Source organism: Bacillus xiamenensis (assembly GCF_001857925.1).
GTDB lineage: Bacteria > Bacillota > Bacilli > Bacillales > Bacillaceae > Bacillus > Bacillus xiamenensis.
Genome location: NZ_CP017786.1, coordinates 2,516,816 through 2,538,244, shown reverse-complemented (window position 1 = coordinate 2,538,244; position 21,429 = coordinate 2,516,816). Strand labels below are relative to the sequence as shown.

The window sequence follows — 21,429 nt, the reverse complement described above, 5'->3', positions numbered from 1 at the left end:
ATAGCTGTGTTTACGCTATAATTTTAATTACCAGTTCTTTAGAACGTGAATTTACATTGATCAAAGGAGGTTTATTTTCTTGCAGCTTATTCACTTCGCCATCCTATCGCCTTTTTTGCTTGCGTTTGTTGTGCCTTTTCTTTTTAAATATGTACAGCGTATACATACGGGATGGTTTGTTCTTATCCTGCCAATTCTATTATTTATCTATTTTGTCCAGATGATCACGATGACATCAAATGGACGAACGTTGTTCTCACAGGCCGAATGGATTCCTTCCCTTGGAATGAATTTCACTGTATATGTAGACGGCCTTAGTTTGTTATTTACGTTATTGATTACAGGAATTGGCGCACTTGTCGTCTTATACAGTATTTTCTACTTATCAAAGGAAAAAGAACAACTTGGCTCTTTTTATACGTATTTATTGATGTTTATGACCGCTATGCTTGGTGTGGTTCTTTCAGACAACATGGTCGTTCTTTACTTGTTTTGGGAGCTAACGAGCATCTCTTCCTTTCTCTTAATTGGGTATTGGTATCAGCGGGACCGCTCTCGTTACGGAGCAACCAAATCACTGCTTATTACTGTTTTTGGCGGATTAGCTATGCTCGGTGGCTTCATTCTCATTTATCTCATCACTGATTCATTCAGTATTCGAGAAGCAGTCAATCAGCTTCAGCTCCTGATGGCATCGCCTTATTTTATTCCTGCCATGATCCTGATCTTATTAGGTGCCTTTACGAAATCAGCACAATTCCCATTTTACATTTGGCTGCCTGATGCGATGGAAGCACCAACCCCTGTGAGCAGTTATTTGCATTCTGCCACTATGGTGAAAGCCGGCATTTATCTCGTTGCCCGCTTTAGCCCAATCTTTGCTATATCAGAAGTTTGGTTTTGGACGATTTCAATCGTTGGACTTGTCACATTATTCTGGGGATCATTCCATGCTGTCCGGCAAAACGATTTAAAAGCCATTTTGGCCTTTTCTACCGTTAGTCAGCTCGGCATGATCATGCTCATGCTTGGAGTAGGTGCAGCTGCGATTCATGAAAACAATCCTGCCTTTTTTGGCGCAGCCGTACTTGCTGCTATTTTTCATCTCATTAACCATGCTACCTTTAAAGGCAGTCTCTTTATGGCAGCTGGAATAGTTGATCACGAAACAGGTACACGTGATATTCGTAAATTAGGCGGATTAATGACCATCATGCCTATTACCTTTACGATTATGTTGATTGGTACATTCTCGATGGCCGGACTTCCGCCATTTAATGGTTTCTTAAGTAAAGAACTATTTTTCACAAGTATGATCCGTATCTCTGACATCAGCTTTACCGATGTTTCCACATGGGGTGCTATCTTCCCTGCCATCGCTTGGCTTGCTAGTGTGTTTACGTTCATTTACAGTATGATGCTCCTCTTTAAAACATTCAGAGGTCGTCTAAAGGTCGATCAATTGGAGAAAAAACCGCATGAAGCACCGATTGGTATGCTTATTCCGCCAATGATTCTCGCTGCACTTGTGGTCACTTTCTTCTTTTTCCCTAATATCCTTGCCTATTCTGTCATTGAACCTGCTATTCAAGCAATTATTCCTGAAGCCATTGATACAGGAAGTCGTTTTGCTGTGAAAATTGAAGCATGGCATGGATTCCAGCCAGAGCTTTATATGACAATAGGTGTTGTTACGCTCGGCACAATCGGTTATTTGACGATGTCAAAGTGGCGTCCGATGTACAACATCTTTAAGGAAAAATGGTCATTGAACGCTTTGTATGATCGTTCGCTTATAGGTGTAGAAAAAGGGGCTTACCGCCTAACAAACAGCTATATGACAGGATTCCTTCGTGACTATCTTGTCTATGTATTTGGGTTTATGATTATCGTGCTTGGCAGCGTGATGTTCTACAAGCAAGCCTTCTCATTTCAAACTGAGCATGCTGCTTCAATCGGCACGTACGAAGTCATCCTTTCACTTGTGATGGTGGCGGCAACTGTCACTACTGTATTTGCTCGTTCACGCTTAACAGCTATTATTGCTCTAGGTGTCATGGGATACACCCTGTCATTATTCTTCGTGATTTTCAGAGCACCTGATCTTGCGCTGACACAGCTCATTATTGAAACGATTTCTGTTGCACTGTTTTTACTTTGCTTCTATCATTTGCCGAAGCTGAGTCTGAAACAAAAAACACGAAGATTTAAATTAACAAATTTGATCATCTCATTAGGTGTTGGAGTCGTTGTCACCTGTCTTGCTTTCGCTTCAACAAGCCAGCAGTCTCTTGACACAATTTCAACGTACTTCATTGAAAACAGCTACAAACTGGCTGGCGGAGACAATATTGTCAATGTCATTCTTGTCGATTTCAGGGGCTTTGATACACTCTTTGAGATTACAGTGCTGGCCATTGCGGCACTCGGTATTTATGGATTATTGAAGGTAAAAGCACAAGGAAAACGGAAGAGAGGCGTACGGCGATGAGAAAGATTGATACGAATGATATGCTCTTACAAGTCACAACAAAAATCACAGCATTCATCATCTTGCTTTTCTCACTTCACCTCTTTCTTGCAGGACATAACAATCCTGGTGGAGGATTCATTGGCGGTTTGATGAGTGCTGGTGCTGTCGTCCTTCTGCTTTTAGCCTATGATCTTAAAACAGTCAGACGCATTTTACCATTTGACTTTATTTATGTGGCTGGTGTCGGTTTGCTCGTTGCCATCCTAACAGGTATGGGATCTTTTCTGTTCGGAGCACCTTTTCTATCCCATACATTTGATTATTTCCAACTGCCGTTTCTAGGGAAGACAGAGCTGGCGACAGCTGTACTGTTTGATATCGGTGTGTATTTGGTTGTTGTTGGTGTTACCATGACCATTATTCAAACGATTGGAGAGAAGGAATAATGGAATTTCTAATGTCTATTATCGTCGGAATTATCTTTATGGCGGCGACCTATTTAATGCTTTCAAAAAGCCTTCTGCGGGTCATCGTCGGTACGGCCGTTTTAAGTCACGGCGTCCATTTGCTTTTATTAACAATGGGCGGCTTGAAAAAGGGAGCACCTCCTATTTTGAAAGAGGGGCTCACATCCTATGTAGATCCATTGCCACAAGCATTAATTTTAACAGCCATTGTCATTGCTTTTGGTGTAACATCCTTTTTGCTCGTGATGGCCTTCCGTGCCTTCCAAGAGCTGAGAACAGATGACATGGATCAAATGAGAGGAAATGATCAGCATGAATAATCTCGTGATCCTGCCTATATTAATTCCATTACTAGCCGCTACATTATTAATCTTTATGAATAAAAACATCATGCTGTCGAGAGGCTTTAGTGTCTTTGCATCTCTTTCAGCTGTGATGTGTAATATCTATTTGGTGCAAACGATTTTCACAAACGGCATACAAACCCTTTATTTGGGCGGCTGGAAAGCGCCATTTGGCATTGCCCTTGTGGCAGATCAGTTTGCCGCACTTCTCGTGCTGACCGCTTCGCTCGTGGGTCTTGTCACAGTTCTTTTTTCCTTTCAAACGATTGGGAAAGAAAGAGAGCGGCTGTTCTATTATTCTGGTGTCCAATTCTTGTTAGCTGGCGTCAGTGGTGCCTTTTTAACAGGGGATATTTTCAACCTATTTGTCTTCTTTGAATTACTGCTGATGGCGTCTTATATGCTCATTGTGCTGGGGGGATCAAAGCCTCAGCTCCGTGAATCACTGAAATACATCGTGTTTAATATCATTTCATCGGCGTTATTTATTGTTGGTGTCGCTTGTTTATATGCAGTCACAGGCACACTGAATATGGCTGATTTAAGTGTAAAAATAGCTGAATCAGGGCAAACGGGGTTAATCACCGTTATTTCTATTCTGTTCCTGATTGTATTTGGCTTAAAAGCTGGGGTCTTCCCGCTTTATTTCTGGCTGCCAGGATCCTATCATGCACCGCCAGCAGCGATTTCGGCTTTGTTTGGCGCACTGCTGACAAAGGTCGGTTTATATGCAATTGCCAGAGTCTTTACGCTCATTTTTATACATGATACAGGTTTTACACATACAATCATGGCTTGGCTTGCCGCACTAACGGTTATATTCGGTGTCATTGGGTCTATCGCCTATGCTGATGTGCAAAAAATCGTAATTTATAACATTGTCACAGCTGTTGGCGTCATTTTGTTTGGAATTGCAGCCAATACACCGGCATCACTCCAAGGTGCCATTTATTATCTCATTCACGATATGGTGATCAAAGGCGCTTTATTTATGCTGGCAGGGGCACTGTTTGTGTATGCTGGTACCAATCACTTAAAAAAAATGGGCGGACTGATTCAATCCCAGCCTCTGCTCGGCTGGATGTTCTTCCTATCAGCTTTATCTCTTGCAGGTATCCCGCCGCTTAGTGGATTTGTTGGCAAGCTAAAAATTGTGGAAGGTGGATTCTCTACTGGATACATGACGTTTTCTATTCTTGTTTTACTGTCCAGTCTTCTTGTCCTTTATTCTATTATGAGGATTTTCATGCTCGCATTTTGGGGCAAGGAACAGGATATGCCAAGAAGAAAGCCATCCATTAGAGGAATGGTGTACCCTGGAGTACTGCTTGTAGTCTTATCGCTTGCGATTGGATTAGGGACAGAATTCATTGCACCTTATATCAATCAAGCTGCGGAAATGCTTTCAACACCAGAAAAATATATTCAAGCTGTGCTGAAGGAGTAGATGAACATGGCCTTTCAAATATTATTAAATGCTCTCCTCGCCTTTACATGGATGTTTATGAATGATACATACAGAGCTGCTGACTTTGTATCAGGATTTGCATTAGGGATGATCGCCATTTTTATGCTGCGGCGCTTCTTCCCGCAACGTTTTTATGGCTATGCCCTTTATGCGATTTTCAAGCTTGTGATCATTTTTGTCCGGGAGCTGCTTCTTGCCAATTTGAGTGTACTAAAGACGGTGTTATCTCCAAAGCTGCAGATCAAGCCTGGTATCTTCGCCTTTCGTACAGACTTAAAAACAGATTGGGAAATCACCATACTAGCCAATATGATTACATTAACACCCGGTACACTGGTCATTGATATTTCGGATGATCGGTCGATTTTATACATTCATGCCATGGATATTGAAGATGCTGAAAAAGCCATTCACGATATTCGGGTTTCATTTGAAAAAGCGATTCAGGAGGTGAGCGGTAAGTAATGGACCTTCTATTGCAAATTTCACTTGGCATTCTTGCGTTGTCTACTTTGCTTTTTGTTATACGGGTTATCAAAGGACCTTCTATTCCTGATCGCGTTAGTGCGCTTGATGCGATAGGTATCAATTTAATTGGAATGACAGCCATCGTGTCCATTTTACTGAGAACCACTACGTTCTTTGAAATTATTTTACTGCTCGGTATCCTTGCCTTTATCGGCACTGTCGCTTTTTCCAAATTCCTTGAGAAAGGGGAAGTGATTGAAAATGATCGTCATCGCTAAAGCCATCGTCATTTTCTTTATCCTGCTTGGGGCAATCCTTTGTCTGATCGCAGCCATTGGTGTCCTTCGCCTGCCTGATGTTTACACACGTATGCATGCTGCATCAAAAGCTTCGACACTTGGCGTTGTCCTCATTTTAGTTGGTGTGTTCTTTCACGAGTGGTTTCTGGCAGGGGTCATCTCCGCAAAAATTTTGCTCGGGATTGTTTTTATCTTCCTGACTGCACCAGTTGGCGCTCATTTAATCGGAAGAGCTGCTTACAATACTGGTGTGAAAATGGATAAACGAAGTGTCCAAGATGATTATGGCGGTTTCCGTAACTTTGTCATTAAGCGAAAAGAAGACTCTTATTTATAAATGAAGAACCAGACATTCAGGTCCTGTTCACTTCATGTTCATGATTAGATGTTCCTAAAAGAATATAAAAAAAGCTTCCGCATCGGGAGCTTTTTTATATGCGATCAATGACAGCAAGTGTACATCTTGACGTACAGATATGACGGTCTCGATCATCTTTTATATCGACTTGGAATACCATTGTACGCCGTCCTACATGTACAGGAACAGCTGTAGCTGTCACCACTCCATCACGTACAGATTTTAAATGATTGGCATTGATCTCAATACCTGAGCAAACCTGCTGAGTTACATCTAAATGAGCAGCAGCCCCCATGCTCGCCACTGTTTCTGCTAGAGCAGCTGACGCGCCTCCGTGCAGTAATCCAAATGGCTGTTTTGTTCGGTGATCGACTGGCATTGTCGCCACGCAGCGTGACTGATTGCATTCCACAATTTCAATACCCAGTGCCTCAAGCAGTGTATTAGATCCACTTACATCCATCAAGGCCCTCTCCCTTCACACGTTTACAGCACACTTTCAGATTTTGCAATTAACACCGCTTCTGTTCGAGATCCTACATTCAGCTTATTAAAGATGGATGTCAAACTGTATTCAATCGAGCGTTTGCTCAAATGAAGCACATCGGCGATCTCTTGGTTTGTGTAGCCCTTTTCCACTTCTCGAAGAATTAAACATTCACGCTCTGTTAACAGCTCATGATCCGTCTGCTGCGCCTGTTCTGGCTTCTCTTGCTGCTGTGAAATTAATTTCTTTAAATAGGATAGCTGAATGACCACTTCTCCTTGCAATGTGCGGTGTATGTATTCAATAATTTTGTCTTTTGTCTCTGTTTTACTTATTGCACCATGCAATCCAGCTCGAATGGCCTCTTCGAAATAATCATCTACTTCATATCCTGTATAAATAATAATTTTCACTTGTTGATTCGTTTCTAGAATTTTTTTCGCAATGTCCATTCCATTGATATCCCCAAGATTTAAATCCATCAAGATCACATCATAGATGGAAAAGTCATGCGTCTTTAAAAAGGCGGCTTCTGCATCAGGACTTAAACAATCGACTGATAGCTGCTGATCTGATTCTAATATGCTTTTTGTCCCTTCCATGACAGCCGGATGATCATCAATGACCAATATCTTCTTCATGTCTTCCTCCCTTTAAATCACTCACTTTCATTTTATATAAAAGACTTGGCAGATGCCAAGTCTTATTCCTTAAGAAATCGTTACAATTCCATTTCAATTTTCACCTTGAGCCCTTTTTCAGGTGCTGTGTGAATTTGAAGCTTCCCATTTAACGCTTTGACTCGCTCCCTTATACCTGAGAGTCCCATGCTCATCGTGTGCTGATCAAGCTGGCTTGCATCAAATCCGACTCCATCGTCCTCATAATGGAGAACAACTTGATCTTTAATACAAATGAGCATCACTAAGACTTGGCTGGCCTTAGAATGCTTCAACGCATTGGATAACAGCTCCTGCACAATCCGGTAAATATTCAGCTGTGAGTCAATATCAATGTCCAGTTCTTTATCAAAGCGGGTCGTATTCAGCCTAATATGAAATGGTGCTTCCTCTTGGATTTGAGAAACCAGCTTCGAAATCGCCTTCACTAACCCTAAATCATAAAGGAGTTGTGGCCGAAGTTCATGGCATGTTTCTCTTGTGGTTTGAATCACCTTAGACATTTGTTCATTCCATGAGATAAGCGAATTTTCAATAGACGTTGTGCATTGTTCATTATGAAAATTGGTTAAAAACATTTCAGACTGTCTTTTCAGCGAAATCAAATCCTGCAGCACAGAATCATGGAGATCCCTCGCTAAATCTGAGCGCTGCTTCTCTTCCATCGCAAACATGATCTTTTTCAGCCAAGCAGGATTGGATTCACGCTGTTTCAAATCTTCAAGATGCTCCATCAATTCTTCAATCTTGACAACATTTTCTAAACTGACACTTGTGTAAAATGCCAATGTTTTCAGCCATGAAATTTCATCGCGGGTCAGCTTCGGTGTCTTTAAATTGGATAAACAGCAAATCACAAACGAGTGACCGCCCCGCTCGCCAATTTTCATCATGAATCCTTTATCCAGTCCGATGATTTTACCAACTTCACCTAAAATATCTTGAAATTGATCCACATAATCTTTCCATAGCTGGCTTTCTTCTATTGATTCATCAATTTCATCAATTTCAACAATTTCTCCATCAGCCTTCACCTCTAGCACAAAGGCTTTATTCACAACGAGCACTTCTAAAATGGTGTATTTCAAATGATACAGTACTTGATGAAGTGATGACGCCTCACGAATAAGCTGTGTAAATTTAAATACACTATCCTGATAATTATGCTTCTCTGAAAAACGTTTCAAACGAAAACGGAAATCTAAAATTTCTTTAAAATAGAAAACAGCCAACATGAGTGTATATGTGATGAATGTGAGCTTCAGTGTGTACTTTAAATCTTCTGGTTTTTGCAGAATATAAAACGTGACAACAACTAAAATGGTCGGTGTAATGGCAATAAATCCATAGTATTTAAGTCTACTAATCAAGAAATCCATATTGTAAAGTTTGTTCGTCATGAATTGATACACGAGTGAAAAAGGAATGAGCAATACAAAAGAAGTTAAGAAAAAGGGATCTACAACATAAATACGAAACAAAACATATGGAATTGCAAATAAAAATATAAACGGACAAAATGCTATGATATTAATCATGACAAAAAACTTTAAAACAGACCCCTGCTCTGTCTCTTTATATTTCTGCATTCCATTAATAATGACTTTGAATGACATGATAATAGAAGCAAAAAAGAATAAAAGATTTAAACTCGGCATGTATCTGGCTATCACCGAATCAATTGGAACAAACAGCTCTATTACTAGATTAGTTATAGGAAGACTATATAAAATATAAATTGTTTTTCGAGTCGTTATATGCAGGTCAAACTCTTTAAAATATTGATAAATGAAATGAATATAAAAGATAAATACACTTGATAAACAAAATGTGATGACATAATGGCTAAATCTATCACCAATACCTGAAGTACCTGCACTAAGATATCCGATACAAATCGTTAATAAAAATAAAACTAAAAGAAATGCTGATTTTCGTTGGACCTCTTTGTTAATACGAATGATAAAGAAGATACAAAATAAACATATTGAATACAGGATGAGAGGAATTATATAGACAAATAAACTTTCTTGACCAATCAATGTCTTATTTTTTAGGGTGATCATTTGGTTGCCTCTTTGAATATCAATTCTTTGCACATTCCTAAGCTCACCATTGATCAAATGATCTTTATTGTTAGCAGGTTCTCCATTGATTTTAAGTATAATATCTCCTTCTTCTAATCCTGATGTGTAGGCTAAAGAAAGATATTCGACTTTGACAACTTCTGCTTGACCATTCTTGTTCTCCGCAACACGTGCTCCATTAAAAATATCAAATACATAAATATATGAAACATAGATCACAAATAAAAAAGACAGAAAAACCAAAAAAGCAGATAGTTTCGTATAAGTTATCTTCATGTATAAAACATCCTTAACTGGAGAACTTTTAGATCATTTTTAAATGAATAGTATCATTTATAGTACCATATATAATCTGCAGACATTTGCCCTTTTTTTATGCCTTGAATGATTGCTTTCATCGTTTCCTCATCTGTGTGAATTAAACTTGCATTCCCTAAGTCCAATTCATTCACAACATTAGGATTTTCCACTAAATATGCAATAACATTTTGAATGTTCAATCATTGCCCTCCTTTGTCATATATGCATATAATTGTTCCTTTTTCGTTTTAGGCAAATCAAGTTGTGCAATTCCTTGCTTCATTTTTAACATCATAATCTCTCTCATCGATACCATGTACTGAGTCAAACCAGCTTCAAGTAACTTTTGCTTCAGTTGAAACGGCTTTTGCTCTGACTCATCCAGCCGGTTAGAAAAGAAGGAAAGAAGCTCTAGACTGACATCGTTAAAATGTCTTTGTAAATAACTAAATGCCAGCGTTTGTTTTTTTTGAAAATCTCCGTTTGTTTTTGAAAATAACGCAAAAAAATCGTTACTGATTTGTTCAGCAACACCATAATAAATCGAATAAGATTCTACAGTGGCATTCATTTTTCTTGTCGCTAAATAAACACCCAGTACGCTAGAAAGAGCTGTTAAAGATCCAGATTTTTTCCTTAAAACCTCTACACACTCTTCTTCTGTTCCATACAAATGACTCAAATCCTCATGCTGCCCTTCCATAGACATTTTGATGAAGTGGAACAGTTTCTCTATTAGTTGAGAATTATTTTCACAAATTGATGTGATGAATTGGATACTCACCGTATACAAATACGTAGAAGCATTGATGGCCACTCCTTGGTTTATGTTCATCCAAGGATACGAATCATTATCCTGATCTTCAACATCATCTAATATATCGGCAGATAAGATGAGAAGTTCAATCCCTGCTGCCAATTCTGTAATCGCTTGCTTGTCTTGTCCGCCAAATGCCTCATAATGCTGGTAAGCCAATTGACCAAAATGACATTCTTTCTTTATATCTGTAAATTCAAGAAGCAGCTTTTGTAAATCATTCTGCCTGACTGCATGTTGAATCAAATCAGACATTTTCTGCTTGATTTTTTTATTCTCTAGATAGTTTAGCATACTCGATCTTGATCCTCACCCTCTCGCCTCTTATTTTACTAAAAAGAAATAAACAAATGTCCACTGACATCACTATTTAACAATTATATAATAATATATCCTTTTTTTGTATGTATTTGGATAAAAAAAAAGACTTGATGGCCATCAAGTCTTTAAGAAATTTTCACATATTCATATTTGTCGTATTGATCAATGCTTTTGTTAATGTTATGAAGAGAAGCCGTTGTTTCTCTAATTTCGTTTTCGAGTTTCCATAATAGTTGTTTCAGTTCTTCGATTTCATACTTTTCCATCGATTCCACTCTCCTTTTTTGGAAGATCAATGTATTTGTGTATGGTGATTGGGTCATAAGTATTTGATCTGTTACTAACAGTGTAAATGCTATTGAGTATTTTTTCACCGAAAAGTATGCACAAAATGTGTGCGTGATACCGCAAAATTCAATAGGTCTTTCTTCATCATTTTCAGACTTTTCAAATGATACTTTTATCTCAATTTCAAAGGAACCGCGTCATTTTTCCGACAAGAACAGGCACGATTCGGCACGATTCTCACACAACAGAACATACGATCCCTTCTGTTCTCACGGTTTTTCATGTCATAGGTCAGACGACAGGCTCTACTGTAGACACCGCAATTTTTTGGCGACATTCACCGAAATTGACCGCAAAAGTACCTATTTTTATGATGAATGTGCAAAGGTAGAAAGATCATTTTGATTCTTTATTCTGATTTTCTTCATACATTTAGAACAGATATCCGTCCAAATTCACTTCAATGAGAGAAGAGGTGACCATGTGTTTTACTATGTTCCTTATCCCCCTTTGCAGGTTCCCGCAATGAGGAGCGCATACCCACGAACGCCTATGACCTTCCCCCCGGTGGATGCCCACGCGTTTCAAAGAGCTGCAAAAGAATCAACCCGGCTCGTTGCTGATGCATCACTCATTACACAGCAAATTTCCGGATCGCTTTCGTTTGGACAGCGAATCATGGAGGCTGGTGAGCGCGCTGACACCGCAAGTGTGATTCGAATGCTAAGACAAATCGGGGTAAAAAGCAATATCGATATCCGCTTTAGTCCAGAAGGCATTCGCATCTACTTATCCCTAACTTCAAGCAGGCTTTTTCTGCTTTTACAGTGGGGATGACAAAGAAAAGCCGCTCACGTCAGAGCGGCTTTTGTTAAGATTCAAACATTTTATGACACCATTCAATGGCTTCTATATAACAGCCGTAGGCTTCTTGCTTCGGAAGACGTCCTTCTAACATCTCATCATCCCATTCATTTCGTTCAATACGTTTGGCGACGTCTAAAACAAAGGAATAGTCATTTTCATAACCAAGCAGCGCCTCACCCACTTCATCAGAAAGCGGCAGCTCCTTCACAAGTTCAGTAATGTCTGCCCTAACAAGCGTATCAATGAGTGAAAACATGCCTGTCAGCATATAAGAAGCGGGATGCTCTCGTTCGGTTCGATGGGCAATGAGTTCACACGTTTTGGCCCGAATGAACGACATTTTGATGATTTCTTTTTGACTTGAGTTGGCTTGCACATTGAGTTCTTTAAATGAAAGAATAAAGATCCATCGCCGAATCTCGTTAAATCCAAGCAGGATAATTGCCTGCCGAATACTCTTGATTTGATAAAGGCGTCTCATGCCGCCCGAATTCAGCATTTTTAATAATTGATATGAAAGCGAAAGATCACTCTCTATAAAATGCGTCACGGTCTGGATATTCGGTTGTTCCTTGCTCAGCTCATTCAATAGCTGATGGTACGCATGAAAGCTAGTCGACAAGGCTCGTCCCGAAATGACGTGCGGTTCACTAAAGAAATATCCTTGAAACAAATGGAAGCCAGCTTCTAACGCTTCTTCATATTCTTTTCGCGTTTCTACCTTTTCAGCAAGGAAACGAAGTCGATACTTTTTATATGTATGTAAAATGGCTCTTCGTTCTTCACATGTTGTTTTTAGAAAGTCAATTTTTAAAATATCAATGCAATCGAGGAGTTCGTCAAGTAATTTGTCATGAAAATGGGTTCCGTTCAGAAAGAAATCATCGAGTGCAATCGTGTAACCCCATTTTTTTAATTGCTTACATCTCATGATAAGTGCCGGGGTAATCGGCACATTTTCTAATATCTCAATCACAAGCTGATGTGGATCAAAATAAGTGAGCAGATCAGACGAAAGCAAGCTTTCCGTAAAATTAATGTAGCATCGTTTTCCTTCTGTCAGTGTTTCGATGCCAATGTTTAAAAAACTATTAATAATGAGGTCCGTTGTCGCTTGATCACCATCTTCAGCATGATATGTATTGGTTTCACTATCTCTATAAAGAAGCTCATATGATACGACTTGTTCTTTTCTATTAAAAATAGGCTGTCTCGCAACAAACACCCTCAACTGCTCCAGTCCTCCTTTATGCAATGACAAACAAGATGTGCTTTCAGTATACCAAATGATTGCCCCTATGGTTCATTTTGAATCGGTCATAACAAAAAAAAGAGACCACCTGACTGGATGATCTCCTTTTCCGCTAGCATCAGCTTTCATAAAGCTCTTTTTTGATTTTGTTTTTCACATCATGGATAAATTGCATCTTATTATCCCAGCATTTTTGACTCAAATCGACTGGATATTCTTCTGGTTTGCTGATTCGTTTGTATTCCTCCCAGAAGAGTCCGAGACTATCCTGAACATACGCTTGAATCGTTTGAATATCAGGATTATTATATACAAGCTTTCCTTGTTCGAAAATGGGGACGTGAAGGTCCTTCGCCACAAAGTTTGTCACAAATTTGCTGATAAATGTATGGACTGGATGGAACATTTTTAGTTTCTCTGCACTTTGTACATCTTCGTCTTCAAGGGCAATGTAGTCTCCCTCAGAGTGATGATTCAATTGATTAATAATGCGATACACTCGTTTACGGCCTGGTGTTGTGACTTTCTCTGGGTTGGATGAGATTTTGATGGTGTCATTCATTTTGCCGTTTTCTTCAATTGATACGAGCTTATATACGGCACCGAGGGCTGGCTGATCAAATGCAGTAATCAGTTTCGTTCCAACACCCCACACATCAATTTTTGCGCCTTGTGCTTTTAAGTTCATAATGGTATGTTCATCAAGATCGCTTGATGCAATGACTTTTGCGTCATGGAATCCTGCTTCATCCAGCATCGCTCTAGCCTTTTTAGACAAGTATGCAAGATCTCCGCTATCCAGTCTGATCCCAATAAAGTTGATTTTGTCTCCGAATTCCTTCGCTACCTTAATCGCATTTGGAATGCCTGATCTGACAGTATCATATGTATCCACTAAAAAGACACAGTCTGTATGTGTTTCAGCATATTTTCTAAATGCTGTATATTCGTCGCGATATGCTTGTACTAGCGCATGGGCATGTGTTCCAGATACAGGGATATTGAAGCGTTTCCCTGCACGGACATTACTTGTTGCTTGGAATCCGCCGATCAGTGCCGCTCTTGCTCCCCACATGGCAGCATCCATTTCATGCGCACGTCTTGTTCCGAATTCTAATGCTGTCTCATCTTCAATGATGCCTTTAATCCGAGCCGCTTTTGTTGCGATCAGCGTCTGGAAGTTCACAATATTAAGCAGTGCCGTTTCGATTAACTGCGCTTCAACAAGCGTTGCCTCGATGCGCATAATTGGTTCATTCGCAAAGACAATTTCCCCTTCTCGCATTGAATGAAGTGTACCTGTAAAGGTCAACCCGCTTAAGTATTCAATGAAATCGCTTTTATAACCGAGTTCATCTTTTAAATAAGCAAGATCGCTTTCGGTGAAGGAGAAGTCCGATAAATATTCAATCGCTTTTTCTAAACCAGCAAATACAGCAAAGCCATTGTCAAATGGAAGCTTTCTAAAGAAGAGTTCAAACACTGCCTTCTTCTCATGAATGCCGTCTCTCCAATATGTTTCTGCCATGTTAATTTGATAAAGATCTGTATGTAGTGATAAACTGTCGTCAGTAAACCGATGCTCCAACTTCCATTCTCCTTCCCTTACTTAACCACTTTCGCTCCAAGCGTATGCTCAAAGTGAGAAAGTGCCCACTTGTGCCCCGCTTCATTAAAACTTGCCACCGCATTCTCATGAATCACAAGTTCAAAGCCTTTATTGTACGCATCAACAGCTGTATGAAGTACACAAATATCGGTACACACTCCGGCTAAATGAAGTTCAGTGATGCCACGCTCGCGCAGTTTCATTTCTAATTGAGTGCCAGCAAAAGCAGAGTATCTTGTTTTTTCCATATAATAGACATGCTTTACATGTTTTGACGTGTGAAATAGTGAACTTAGTTTTCCGTAAAGTTCAATTCCTTCTGTTCCGCGAATATTATGGGGCGGAAATAACTTAGTCTCAGGATGATAAGGGTCTTGTTCTTCATGATGATCGACGGCAAAGACAACAAAGTGTCCTTCATCAATAAATGTAGAAGTGATCTCTGTGATCTTTGATTCAATTGCCTGTCCAGGCTTTCCGCACGTCAGCTTGCCATCGTCTGCAACAAAATCAACTGTATAATCAATACAAATCAGTGCTTTGCCCATCCGCATCTCTCCCATATACTCTTTTGAATCATTATAGCCTATTCATTTCACTAGGGAAACCTATTCAACAGATTCACGAGAAAAAGCTTTTTGAAACAGCTCATCTTCTATATAGATGCGCTCTTGATTGATCGCGTGCGGCATCTCTATGACAAGACCGAAAGGAGAATGTGACTCGTGATGGTTGACCACTTTAAAAGAACACCCAGCAGCATTTGCCATTTTGACATATGGAGAATAAGAAGCATAAGACAATTCACCATTTAAAAGAACAGTGGCTTCGCGGTTTGCCTTCAATACTTGCTCGACCTCTTGATACGGTTTATTTCTTGATACTTGCCCCTTTGTCAGAGCGAGAAGAGCGCGTTCCCTTAATGACCCGAGAAACATTCTTCGTTCATCGGGTTTTGTTTCAGCATGTCCAAATATTCCTTGCTGCAAATAAAAGTCTACGGATTCTTCTTTCATTGCGGTTTTCACTCCTGATTTCAACATTTACATTTCTGTGACCCAGTGCACAATTTTTTGTGCGATTTCTCGTGCTTCGTTTATTTCTACCCTTTGGTTTAAGGATTGTTCAAGTGTTTGCTCAAGCTGCGCTTTTTCGTCCTCATACGCAATGGACATACTCCATTCAATATCAGGTACAGCGACAAGTGTTTTATATTCTTTTTTATTTTCATGTAAATATACATTGTAGGTCTTTGGTTGTCCGCTTGTGATATGTGCTTTTCTTATTTTCATTTGACTCTTTTTACACCTCTTTTTCTTCTTCCTTTCATATCCATTGTACCATAAAAAAAGACAGCTTCTGAAAAGGAATCCCTTTCAAAGCTGGCTATGCGTTAAAGCTTTTTGGCTGGCTGATCAGGTTTGAATCCCAAACAAATGTGACATTTGGACTGTTGAAGAACTGGACAAAGTCTCCTGCATTATAGGTGCCTGAACCGCCGGCAGAGTGATCAACACTTTTGGGCGAAATGGCAAACACATCACCGAAATGTGCAGAACCATTTCCAATAACACGGTCAATATGAATAGGCCCAACAATTGCTGGCATCTTCCCACCACCTTTACTACCCTCATCATATGCCTAGCGGAACAATACGTGTCTATCCAACATAAAAAGACAGCTGATCTGTCTTATGATCAGCTGTCTTTCTATGCATTAAATGATTGAGGCTGGCCAAACAGTGTAAAGTCCCAAAGCATGGTGGCATTCGGATCACTTGTCAGGGACATATAATCACCTGAATTAAAAGCTCCCGCTCCGCCGGTCGAGTGATCTACAGCCAAAGGGGCAATGGCTAGAACATCACCAAAAGTAGCCGAACCGTTCCCGCCTAAAGCTTCAATATGAATGGGTCCAACAATTGCTGGCATCTTCCTTCTCCTCCCTATCTGCTTATGTGAGTCATCTTATGCACATAGGGGAAAGTTGTGCATCTGTCCTAGACGTTTAAATGCTGCTCTTTTCGAGAACGCTGACGCAGCTGAACCAATCTGACAATATTCAGTGTAATGGCTTTAAGTAGAGCATAAACAGGGACAGCAAAGATCATGCCAAGTATTCCACCAAAGCTGCCTGCACCAATTAATAGCAGGATAATCGTCAATGGATGTGTGTTCAGACGTTTCCCAATCACCAATGGAGAAATCACGTTTCCATCAATTTGCTGAACGACAAGTATCACAATCACTGTTACAACCGCTTTTCCCGGGGAATCCAGAAAGGCAATGAGCACAGCTGGTGCCGCGCCAAGATATGGCCCAAGATACGGAATCACGTTTGTGACCGCAATGATGATGCCGAGAATAAGCGCATACTTTACACCAATCAATAAGTATCCGATAAAACAAGCAACTCCGACAAATAAACATACAACAATCTGCCCCTGTATGTAAGCTGCAAGCGTGTCGTTTAATTCTTTGAAGATTTTCAGTCCTTCCTTGCGGTAAGGCACTGGCAAGAATTGAACGAGCTTGTCCGGAAACTTATGTCCGTCTTTTAGCATATAAAACAAAATGAACGGAACTGTAATCACGGCAAGGGCAATATTTGCAATCACGCCAAACACCGCAGACATACTTGAAGCAATATTTTCCGGTAAATCTTTTAATGTCGAAACGATCGTCTGTTCAAACTTTGAAACTGACACATAATCTTGGTTCATCATCCAAGTAAATGTTTTGGAGTGCGAAAAGTCATTAATAAATTTCTGCAAATCCGTCACATAACCAGGGAAGCTTTTAACAAGTCCACCCACCTGGGTGACAATGACAGGACCGGCAGCATTGACAATGAATGTGATGAGCCCGATGAACAGGAGATAAATGATCAGAATGGCGAGCGTCCTAGGAATCTTCTTCGATAAGAACCGAACAATTGGATTGAAAATGAAAAAGAGAATGCCTGCCAGTAAGATAGGGACAAACAAGGTTGATGCAAATAAAATGATCGGCTGAAATAAAAACGAAACCTTTGTTGATACATACACAATAAGTAAAACCAGTAGTATTTGGAATGTCCAAAAATGAACTTTAGATTTTAACAAAGATGCTCCTCCTGTTACGTATTGATCTTATTAAAAAACTACTATTCAACCCACCTTCTGTCAACTGCTTCTTGTTTTAGAACCACATTTTTTGAAAAAAAAAGAACAATTGGTATATCATGCACTTTTTCTAGATATACATTCTATAAGCATGAAAAAAGCAGACACCTATGCGTCTGCTTGTTACACTCTTTCACTGTGATCAGGCATCACCGACACGATTTGCTGGATCCGCACATAAAAAACTGATTTTGCCCCCGCCTCAATTACAATATGATCCGGCATGACTTCCTTCAACTTTCCACGTACTGTATCTTTCACTGTTTGAACAATCAATCTCATACCGACTACTTTCTGCAATGTTTGATAAACATATGGATCAACTAATGAAACGAGCTGTGGACTTCCTTGTTGTGCCATCCTACCTGCCCCTTTACTTGTGTATTTACCCACAGCGTATGCAATGACCCATGTGAGTGTCACTCGGCAAACCCACAACATTAATACCATATTTTTACAAATTATATTCTTTTACATTTTTTAGAAGTATAATAGACTGGTGCTGCCAACATCTTAAATCATTTGAAGAGGTGAATGATCTTGAAAAAATTAATCTGTATCGTTGCTGTCATGCTCTTACTATCCTCTGCAAGTTATGCGCACGCAGGCACAATTGGAGATGCACCTGGTACACCAGGGAAGTGGTTTAAAGGAGAAGAGCCGGCTCAAACAGACACGTCAAAACCCCCGCTTGTTTTTGTTCATGGCATCAACAGCTCTTCCTCCACATGGTCTGATAAAAATGATATGGCAAAACAAGCTGTTCTGAATGGATACGAAAGCGCATTCATAGATTTGTATCCAGATCAGGACATGAAAACGAATGGCAAACTATTAGCAGAAAAACTAAAAGAAATCTATGATTTTTTTGGTAGAAAGCTTATTGTGATCGGTCATAGTAAAGGCGGAGTGGATACGCAGGCCGCACTTGTGTATTACAATGCCCATCCATATGTAGATAAGGTCATCACACTCGGCTCCCCTCATTATGGAACGCCGCTTGCGGATTTAGCCTATAGCAAGGGCGGGAGCTGGCTTGCGCAAATCCTTGGACAAAAAAGCGAGGCGCTCTATTCTCTGCAAACCGGTCTTATGGCGGCTTTTCGAAGTGAAACCGACCGGCTGGAGACGTTCCCCAATAAATATGTGACCTATTCTGGTTCAGAATGGGGAACTTTTGGCGGCGTGCTTTATTTAGGCGGCATGTATTTAAAGAGCTTTGGTGCAAACGATGGCGCTGTTACGGTCAGCAGCACAAGGCTCTCGTATGCAAACAATATTCTAACAGGAAAATGGGATCACTTTTCGATCAAAAACGGCACAAGCATGTTCCCCGTATTCGAGCATCAGCTGCTGGCAAGTACCACAAGTGATGATCTTGAAGAGGAAGTGAATCAAGAGCCTGTCTCTGATGAGCTGAATACAGACATTTATGTAAAAGGCGGGGAAAGCGAAAAGGAGAAAACAGAAGCGTTCTATGTAGAGGAAGGAACGAATGGCTTATCGATCCAGTGGTTAAATGAACAGAAAGAAACAAGTCTTGAAATTGTCGCCCCAAATGGAGATGTCTTAACGAACCTTACGACATCAGATGCATCATTTCCATATGAAGGCGCATATTCACACCATGTACAAATCAATAAACCCGTTCCTGGAAAATGGACGATTCGATCGAATTCAGGGAAAAAGGCACCTTATTTGCTGCTTGTGTCCTTTGACTCACCGTTAAATGAAGAGATCAAAATAGCTGCAGCGAAATCAGGAGATGCATCGACACATTCGAGCAGCCTGATTAAACGGATCAGTAAGACAGTAGAGACCGTTTATGTTCAGGATGCACAAGAGGATCATCCACTGAAAACGAGCTCTTCATCAGCCGTTCAATTGAAAAAACAAGGTGCTTATTCCGTCACGGTTCATTACACAGGTCTCACTGCGTCAGGGAATTCTGCGTTTAACCGTACTGTTATTCGCACATTGTATGTCGATCAGCATGGAACGATTCATGGAGACATTCCATATTAAACAGATCGTTTCATGGGCTGAAGCGCCTGCTGCACCTTCTCATCCAATTCAGCAATTTTTTGTAGTGCGAGTGATTCATCTATTTGTCTGTAATGATGGTGTCCGCCAGGCTCTTCATCCATTTCATCTGCTTTTTTCACTATTTGCTGGAGTGTGTCCTTATGCAGGTCGCCCTCTGGCAAATAGGAATCCGTATGAAGCAGAATGGCCAGCGCAATATCTTTGGCTGCTTTTGGTTCCTCACCGAGCCGTATCAGCAGTTTATGTGCCCGCTCTGCGCCTTTAATGGCATGAATATCATTCCGTCTATATGTCTCGTAATCCCATTCTCCGCCCGCTGTATACCATTCATAGTGGCCGATGTCATGCAAGAGTGCTGCTTTCACAGCAAGATCTGGGTTAATTCCAGCCTTCATCGCCAATTTGAATGCGTGATAAGCACAAGCTATCGCATGGGCTTTCCCTGAACGATTTAAATATTTTTGAGCGACTGGATGGGTATAAACATCCATTAACGTAACCTTTCTCATGGAAACCCCTCCTTATCTATATTTTTAGCATCCTAACATATTCCGAAAAGAAACTCAAATGTTCTGTCATATTTCCTATGAGCTTCAAGATTAGCTTATGCGATACAAGCTGTCTTTGCTTGTACAATACGAAAAAAGCAGTCGTTATGACTGCTTTCAGATTGTTGACAAAGGGCTAAAATGATCTTTATTTTAGCCCTTTGTCTTCTTTTCAGCGTGACATGAAAACCTTTGCAGTCTAGGAAGGACGAGTACTGGCGCGGAGCGAATTTGACATTCGTGAGCACCAGCACGCAGGACTGACACCGAATGCGAGGGTTTGTCTACACGCTGAAGCAGTCGTTATGACTGCTTTTTTCCATACTCACGCGCATCGTATACACAACCGCCAGCAGGCTCATCCGCTAGAAGGTCGAGCAAAATACCGGCGACTTCATCCGGGCTCTTTAGCGTACCTGTTTCATATAATTGCTGAAACCGTTCAATTTGTTCGAAGTCCTGCTTGGAGGCTTTCCGAATCTCTCCTTGCATATCCGTATCAATCGTCCCAGGTGAAAAGGAAAATGTGGTGATAGGATGCGCTTCGTCTTGCTGTTCCTCATGTAAAGTTCTCATAAACATATCAAGCCCTGCTTTTGAGCTGCAATAGGCGCTCCAGCCTTTGTACGGATTTTTAGCCGCTCCAGAGGAAAGATGAACGATTGTTTTCTTCCCTTTAAAGGATTGTGTCTCTCTAACAAACATATGACTCAGTAAGACAGGCATCATAAGATTCAGCGTATAATGCCGATGAAGCGTATCCTGTCCTCCTTGCCCTACCCGTTTGATAGGGGTCACCATTCCTGCATTATTGACAAACAAGATGTCATCAGCCTTTTCAAGTGTTTGTGATGACAATATATCCTGAAGCCACTTGGCAGCCGCTTCCTCATCTGTGAGGTCGACCTGTGTATGTGTGAGGTGCGGATGGGATATCGGAGCCGCACTTCTTGCAGATGTGAACACGTGGTCCCCTCGTGAAAGAAGCCTTTTCACAAGTGCTAGTCCAAATCCTTTTGATCCTCCTGTAACGATTGAAATTCGAATGGTCATCTCCTCCCTTAGTACTCCTATTTTACGTAGTGAT

At 40.5% G+C, this 21,429-nt stretch carries 26 protein-coding genes; 9 read left to right on the top strand and 17 right to left on the bottom strand.

What is annotated here, in order from left to right:
- Positions 1-79: 79 nt before the first annotated feature.
- The 7 genes from BK049_RS12815 to mnhG are packed head-to-tail and all read left to right on the top strand — an operon-like array spanning position 80 to position 5,856.
- The gene (locus BK049_RS12815) at positions 80-2,491 is read left to right on the top strand and encodes a Na+/H+ antiporter subunit A (RefSeq protein WP_071168676.1); all 2,412 of its coding nucleotides are present in this window, start codon (positions 80-82) and stop codon (positions 2,489-2,491) included.
- Positions 2,488-2,919, top strand: coding sequence for a Na(+)/H(+) antiporter subunit B (locus tag BK049_RS12810; protein ID WP_071168675.1), 432 nt, complete (start codon positions 2,488-2,490; stop codon positions 2,917-2,919). The genes BK049_RS12815 and BK049_RS12810 overlap by 4 nt, the downstream gene beginning before the upstream one ends.
- The gene (locus BK049_RS12805) at positions 2,919-3,260 is read left to right on the top strand and encodes a Na(+)/H(+) antiporter subunit C (RefSeq protein ID WP_003213576.1); all 342 of its coding nucleotides are present in this window, start codon (positions 2,919-2,921) and stop codon (positions 3,258-3,260) included. Before BK049_RS12810 ends, BK049_RS12805 begins: the two co-directional genes overlap by 1 nt.
- Positions 3,253-4,731: a Na+/H+ antiporter subunit D gene (locus tag BK049_RS12800; RefSeq protein ID WP_071168674.1), complete on the top strand. Its 1,479-nt coding sequence runs from the start codon at positions 3,253-3,255 to the stop codon at positions 4,729-4,731. The genes BK049_RS12805 and BK049_RS12800 overlap by 8 nt, the downstream gene beginning before the upstream one ends.
- Positions 4,732-4,737: 6 nt before the next feature.
- The gene (locus BK049_RS12795) at positions 4,738-5,217 is read left to right on the top strand and encodes a Na+/H+ antiporter subunit E (RefSeq protein ID WP_008357170.1); all 480 of its coding nucleotides are present in this window, start codon (positions 4,738-4,740) and stop codon (positions 5,215-5,217) included.
- Complete coding sequence (locus BK049_RS12790; RefSeq protein ID WP_008357172.1) at positions 5,217-5,498, top strand: Na(+)/H(+) antiporter subunit F1; 282 nt, start codon at positions 5,217-5,219, stop codon at positions 5,496-5,498. The genes BK049_RS12795 and BK049_RS12790 overlap by 1 nt, the downstream gene beginning before the upstream one ends.
- On the top strand, positions 5,482-5,856 hold the full coding sequence (mnhG, locus tag BK049_RS12785) for a monovalent cation/H(+) antiporter subunit G (RefSeq protein WP_071168673.1): 375 nt from the start codon (positions 5,482-5,484) through the stop codon (positions 5,854-5,856). The genes BK049_RS12790 and mnhG overlap by 17 nt, the downstream gene beginning before the upstream one ends.
- A 94-nt stretch (positions 5,857-5,950) precedes the next feature.
- Here mnhG and BK049_RS12780 read toward each other — a convergent pair whose 3' ends face one another.
- The 6 genes from BK049_RS12780 to degQ form a co-directional block, all read right to left on the bottom strand.
- Complete coding sequence (locus BK049_RS12780) at positions 5,951-6,340, bottom strand: hotdog fold thioesterase (RefSeq protein ID WP_008357176.1); 390 nt, start codon at positions 6,338-6,340, stop codon at positions 5,951-5,953.
- Between the two features lie 23 nt (positions 6,341-6,363).
- A complete protein-coding gene (gene comA / locus BK049_RS12775; protein ID WP_008357178.1) occupies positions 6,364-7,005 on the bottom strand; it encodes a two-component system response regulator ComA in 642 nt (213 codons plus the stop codon).
- An 80-nt stretch (positions 7,006-7,085) separates the two neighbouring features.
- Entirely contained in the window at positions 7,086-9,407 is a 2,322-nt protein-coding gene (locus BK049_RS12770; protein WP_008357179.1) for an ATP-binding protein, read from the bottom strand.
- 53 nt (positions 9,408-9,460) lie between these two features.
- Positions 9,461-9,631, bottom strand: coding sequence for a competence pheromone ComX (gene comX / locus BK049_RS18990; RefSeq protein ID WP_008357181.1), 171 nt, complete (start codon positions 9,629-9,631; stop codon positions 9,461-9,463).
- On the bottom strand, positions 9,628-10,542 hold the full coding sequence (locus BK049_RS12765) for a polyprenyl synthetase family protein (protein ID WP_008357184.1): 915 nt from the start codon (positions 10,540-10,542) through the stop codon (positions 9,628-9,630). The genes comX and BK049_RS12765 overlap by 4 nt, the downstream gene beginning before the upstream one ends.
- 152 nt (positions 10,543-10,694) lie before the next feature.
- Positions 10,695-10,835 (bottom strand): degradation enzyme regulation protein DegQ, encoded by a 141-nt coding sequence (gene degQ / locus BK049_RS12760; protein ID WP_003213123.1) that lies wholly within the window; start codon positions 10,833-10,835, stop codon positions 10,695-10,697.
- A 505-nt stretch (positions 10,836-11,340) separates the two neighbouring features.
- Here degQ and BK049_RS12755 point away from each other — a divergent pair.
- The gene (locus tag BK049_RS12755) at positions 11,341-11,694 is read left to right on the top strand and encodes a YuzC family spore coat inner layer protein (protein ID WP_034738645.1); all 354 of its coding nucleotides are present in this window, start codon (positions 11,341-11,343) and stop codon (positions 11,692-11,694) included.
- Positions 11,695-11,728: 34 nt separating this feature from the next.
- Here BK049_RS12755 and BK049_RS12750 read toward each other — a convergent pair whose 3' ends face one another.
- From BK049_RS12750 to BK049_RS12710, 9 genes are all read right to left on the bottom strand, one after another.
- On the bottom strand, positions 11,729-12,955 hold the full coding sequence (locus BK049_RS12750; RefSeq protein ID WP_008357188.1) for an EAL and HDOD domain-containing protein: 1,227 nt from the start codon (positions 12,953-12,955) through the stop codon (positions 11,729-11,731).
- Between the two features lie 139 nt (positions 12,956-13,094).
- Entirely contained in the window at positions 13,095-14,564 is a 1,470-nt protein-coding gene (locus tag BK049_RS12745) for a nicotinate phosphoribosyltransferase (protein WP_008357190.1), read from the bottom strand.
- Between the two features lie 17 nt (positions 14,565-14,581).
- Complete coding sequence (locus tag BK049_RS12740; protein ID WP_008357192.1) at positions 14,582-15,133, bottom strand: cysteine hydrolase family protein; 552 nt, start codon at positions 15,131-15,133, stop codon at positions 14,582-14,584.
- A gap of 60 nt (positions 15,134-15,193) precedes the next feature.
- The gene (locus BK049_RS12735; RefSeq protein ID WP_008357193.1) at positions 15,194-15,601 is read right to left on the bottom strand and encodes a YueI family protein; all 408 of its coding nucleotides are present in this window, start codon (positions 15,599-15,601) and stop codon (positions 15,194-15,196) included.
- Positions 15,602-15,628: 27 nt separating this feature from the next.
- Entirely contained in the window at positions 15,629-15,877 is a 249-nt protein-coding gene (locus BK049_RS12730; protein WP_008357195.1) for a YueH family protein, read from the bottom strand.
- Positions 15,878-15,971: 94 nt separating this feature from the next.
- The gene (locus tag BK049_RS12725; RefSeq protein ID WP_008357197.1) at positions 15,972-16,193 is read right to left on the bottom strand and encodes a spore germination protein; all 222 of its coding nucleotides are present in this window, start codon (positions 16,191-16,193) and stop codon (positions 15,972-15,974) included.
- 101 nt (positions 16,194-16,294) lie between these two features.
- The gene (locus BK049_RS12720) at positions 16,295-16,516 is read right to left on the bottom strand and encodes a spore germination protein (protein ID WP_008357200.1); all 222 of its coding nucleotides are present in this window, start codon (positions 16,514-16,516) and stop codon (positions 16,295-16,297) included.
- Positions 16,517-16,584: 68 nt separating this feature from the next.
- Positions 16,585-17,688, bottom strand: a complete 1,104-nt coding sequence (locus BK049_RS12715) for an AI-2E family transporter (RefSeq protein WP_008357202.1) — start codon at positions 17,686-17,688, stop codon at positions 16,585-16,587.
- A 183-nt stretch (positions 17,689-17,871) separates the two neighbouring features.
- Positions 17,872-18,108, bottom strand: a complete 237-nt coding sequence (locus BK049_RS12710) for a YuzF family protein (RefSeq protein ID WP_003213721.1) — start codon at positions 18,106-18,108, stop codon at positions 17,872-17,874.
- Between the two features lie 174 nt (positions 18,109-18,282).
- On the opposite strand from BK049_RS12710, the gene BK049_RS12705 reads away from it, so the two are divergent.
- Positions 18,283-19,773 (top strand): esterase/lipase family protein, encoded by a 1,491-nt coding sequence (locus tag BK049_RS12705; protein WP_242059711.1) that lies wholly within the window; start codon positions 18,283-18,285, stop codon positions 19,771-19,773.
- Here the strand turns inward: BK049_RS12705 and BK049_RS12700 are convergent.
- Entirely contained in the window at positions 19,770-20,303 is a 534-nt protein-coding gene (locus BK049_RS12700) for an HD domain-containing protein (RefSeq protein ID WP_008357207.1), read from the bottom strand. The two genes, BK049_RS12705 and BK049_RS12700, sit on opposite strands and share 4 nt — an antisense overlap.
- A gap of 342 nt (positions 20,304-20,645) precedes the next feature.
- Positions 20,646-21,395, bottom strand: a complete 750-nt coding sequence (locus BK049_RS12695; RefSeq protein ID WP_008357209.1) for a (S)-benzoin forming benzil reductase — start codon at positions 21,393-21,395, stop codon at positions 20,646-20,648.
- Between the last annotated feature and the right edge of the window lie 34 nt (positions 21,396-21,429).

Excerpts from the sequence above, each read along its gene's own strand:
- BK049_RS12810 (WP_071168675.1), top strand. The coding sequence starts at position 2,488 with ATGAGAAAGATTGATACGAATGATATGCTCTTACAAGTCACAACAAAA.
- BK049_RS12805 (WP_003213576.1), top strand. The coding sequence starts at position 2,919 with ATGGAATTTCTAATGTCTATTATCGTCGGAATTATCTTTATGGCGGCG.
- BK049_RS12800 (WP_071168674.1), top strand. The coding sequence starts at position 3,253 with ATGAATAATCTCGTGATCCTGCCTATATTAATTCCATTACTAGCCGCT.
- BK049_RS12795 (WP_008357170.1), top strand. The coding sequence starts at position 4,738 with ATGGCCTTTCAAATATTATTAAATGCTCTCCTCGCCTTTACATGGATG.
- BK049_RS12790 (WP_008357172.1), top strand. The coding sequence starts at position 5,217 with ATGGACCTTCTATTGCAAATTTCACTTGGCATTCTTGCGTTGTCTACT.
- mnhG (WP_071168673.1), top strand. The coding sequence starts at position 5,482 with ATGATCGTCATCGCTAAAGCCATCGTCATTTTCTTTATCCTGCTTGGG.
- BK049_RS12780 (WP_008357176.1), bottom strand. The coding sequence starts at position 6,340 with ATGGATGTAAGTGGATCTAATACACTGCTTGAGGCACTGGGTATTGAA.
- comA (WP_008357178.1), bottom strand. The coding sequence starts at position 7,005 with ATGAAGAAGATATTGGTCATTGATGATCATCCGGCTGTCATGGAAGGG.
- BK049_RS12770 (WP_008357179.1), bottom strand. The coding sequence starts at position 9,407 with ATGAAGATAACTTATACGAAACTATCTGCTTTTTTGGTTTTTCTGTCT.
- BK049_RS12765 (WP_008357184.1), bottom strand. The coding sequence starts at position 10,542 with ATGCTAAACTATCTAGAGAATAAAAAAATCAAGCAGAAAATGTCTGAT.
- degQ (WP_003213123.1), bottom strand. The coding sequence starts at position 10,835 with ATGGAAAAGTATGAAATCGAAGAACTGAAACAACTATTATGGAAACTC.
- BK049_RS12740 (WP_008357192.1), bottom strand. The coding sequence starts at position 15,133 with ATGGGCAAAGCACTGATTTGTATTGATTATACAGTTGATTTTGTTGCA.
- BK049_RS12735 (WP_008357193.1), bottom strand. The coding sequence starts at position 15,601 with ATGAAAGAAGAATCCGTAGACTTTTATTTGCAGCAAGGAATATTTGGA.
- BK049_RS12730 (WP_008357195.1), bottom strand. The coding sequence starts at position 15,877 with ATGAAAATAAGAAAAGCACATATCACAAGCGGACAACCAAAGACCTAC.
- BK049_RS12725 (WP_008357197.1), bottom strand. The coding sequence starts at position 16,193 with ATGCCAGCAATTGTTGGGCCTATTCATATTGACCGTGTTATTGGAAAT.
- BK049_RS12720 (WP_008357200.1), bottom strand. The coding sequence starts at position 16,516 with ATGCCAGCAATTGTTGGACCCATTCATATTGAAGCTTTAGGCGGGAAC.
- BK049_RS12710 (WP_003213721.1), bottom strand. The coding sequence starts at position 18,108 with ATGGCACAACAAGGAAGTCCACAGCTCGTTTCATTAGTTGATCCATAT.
- BK049_RS12705 (WP_242059711.1), top strand. The coding sequence starts at position 18,283 with ATGATCTTGAAAAAATTAATCTGTATCGTTGCTGTCATGCTCTTACTA.
- BK049_RS12700 (WP_008357207.1), bottom strand. The coding sequence starts at position 20,303 with ATGAGAAAGGTTACGTTAATGGATGTTTATACCCATCCAGTCGCTCAA.
- BK049_RS12695 (WP_008357209.1), bottom strand. The coding sequence starts at position 21,395 with ATGACCATTCGAATTTCAATCGTTACAGGAGGATCAAAAGGATTTGGA.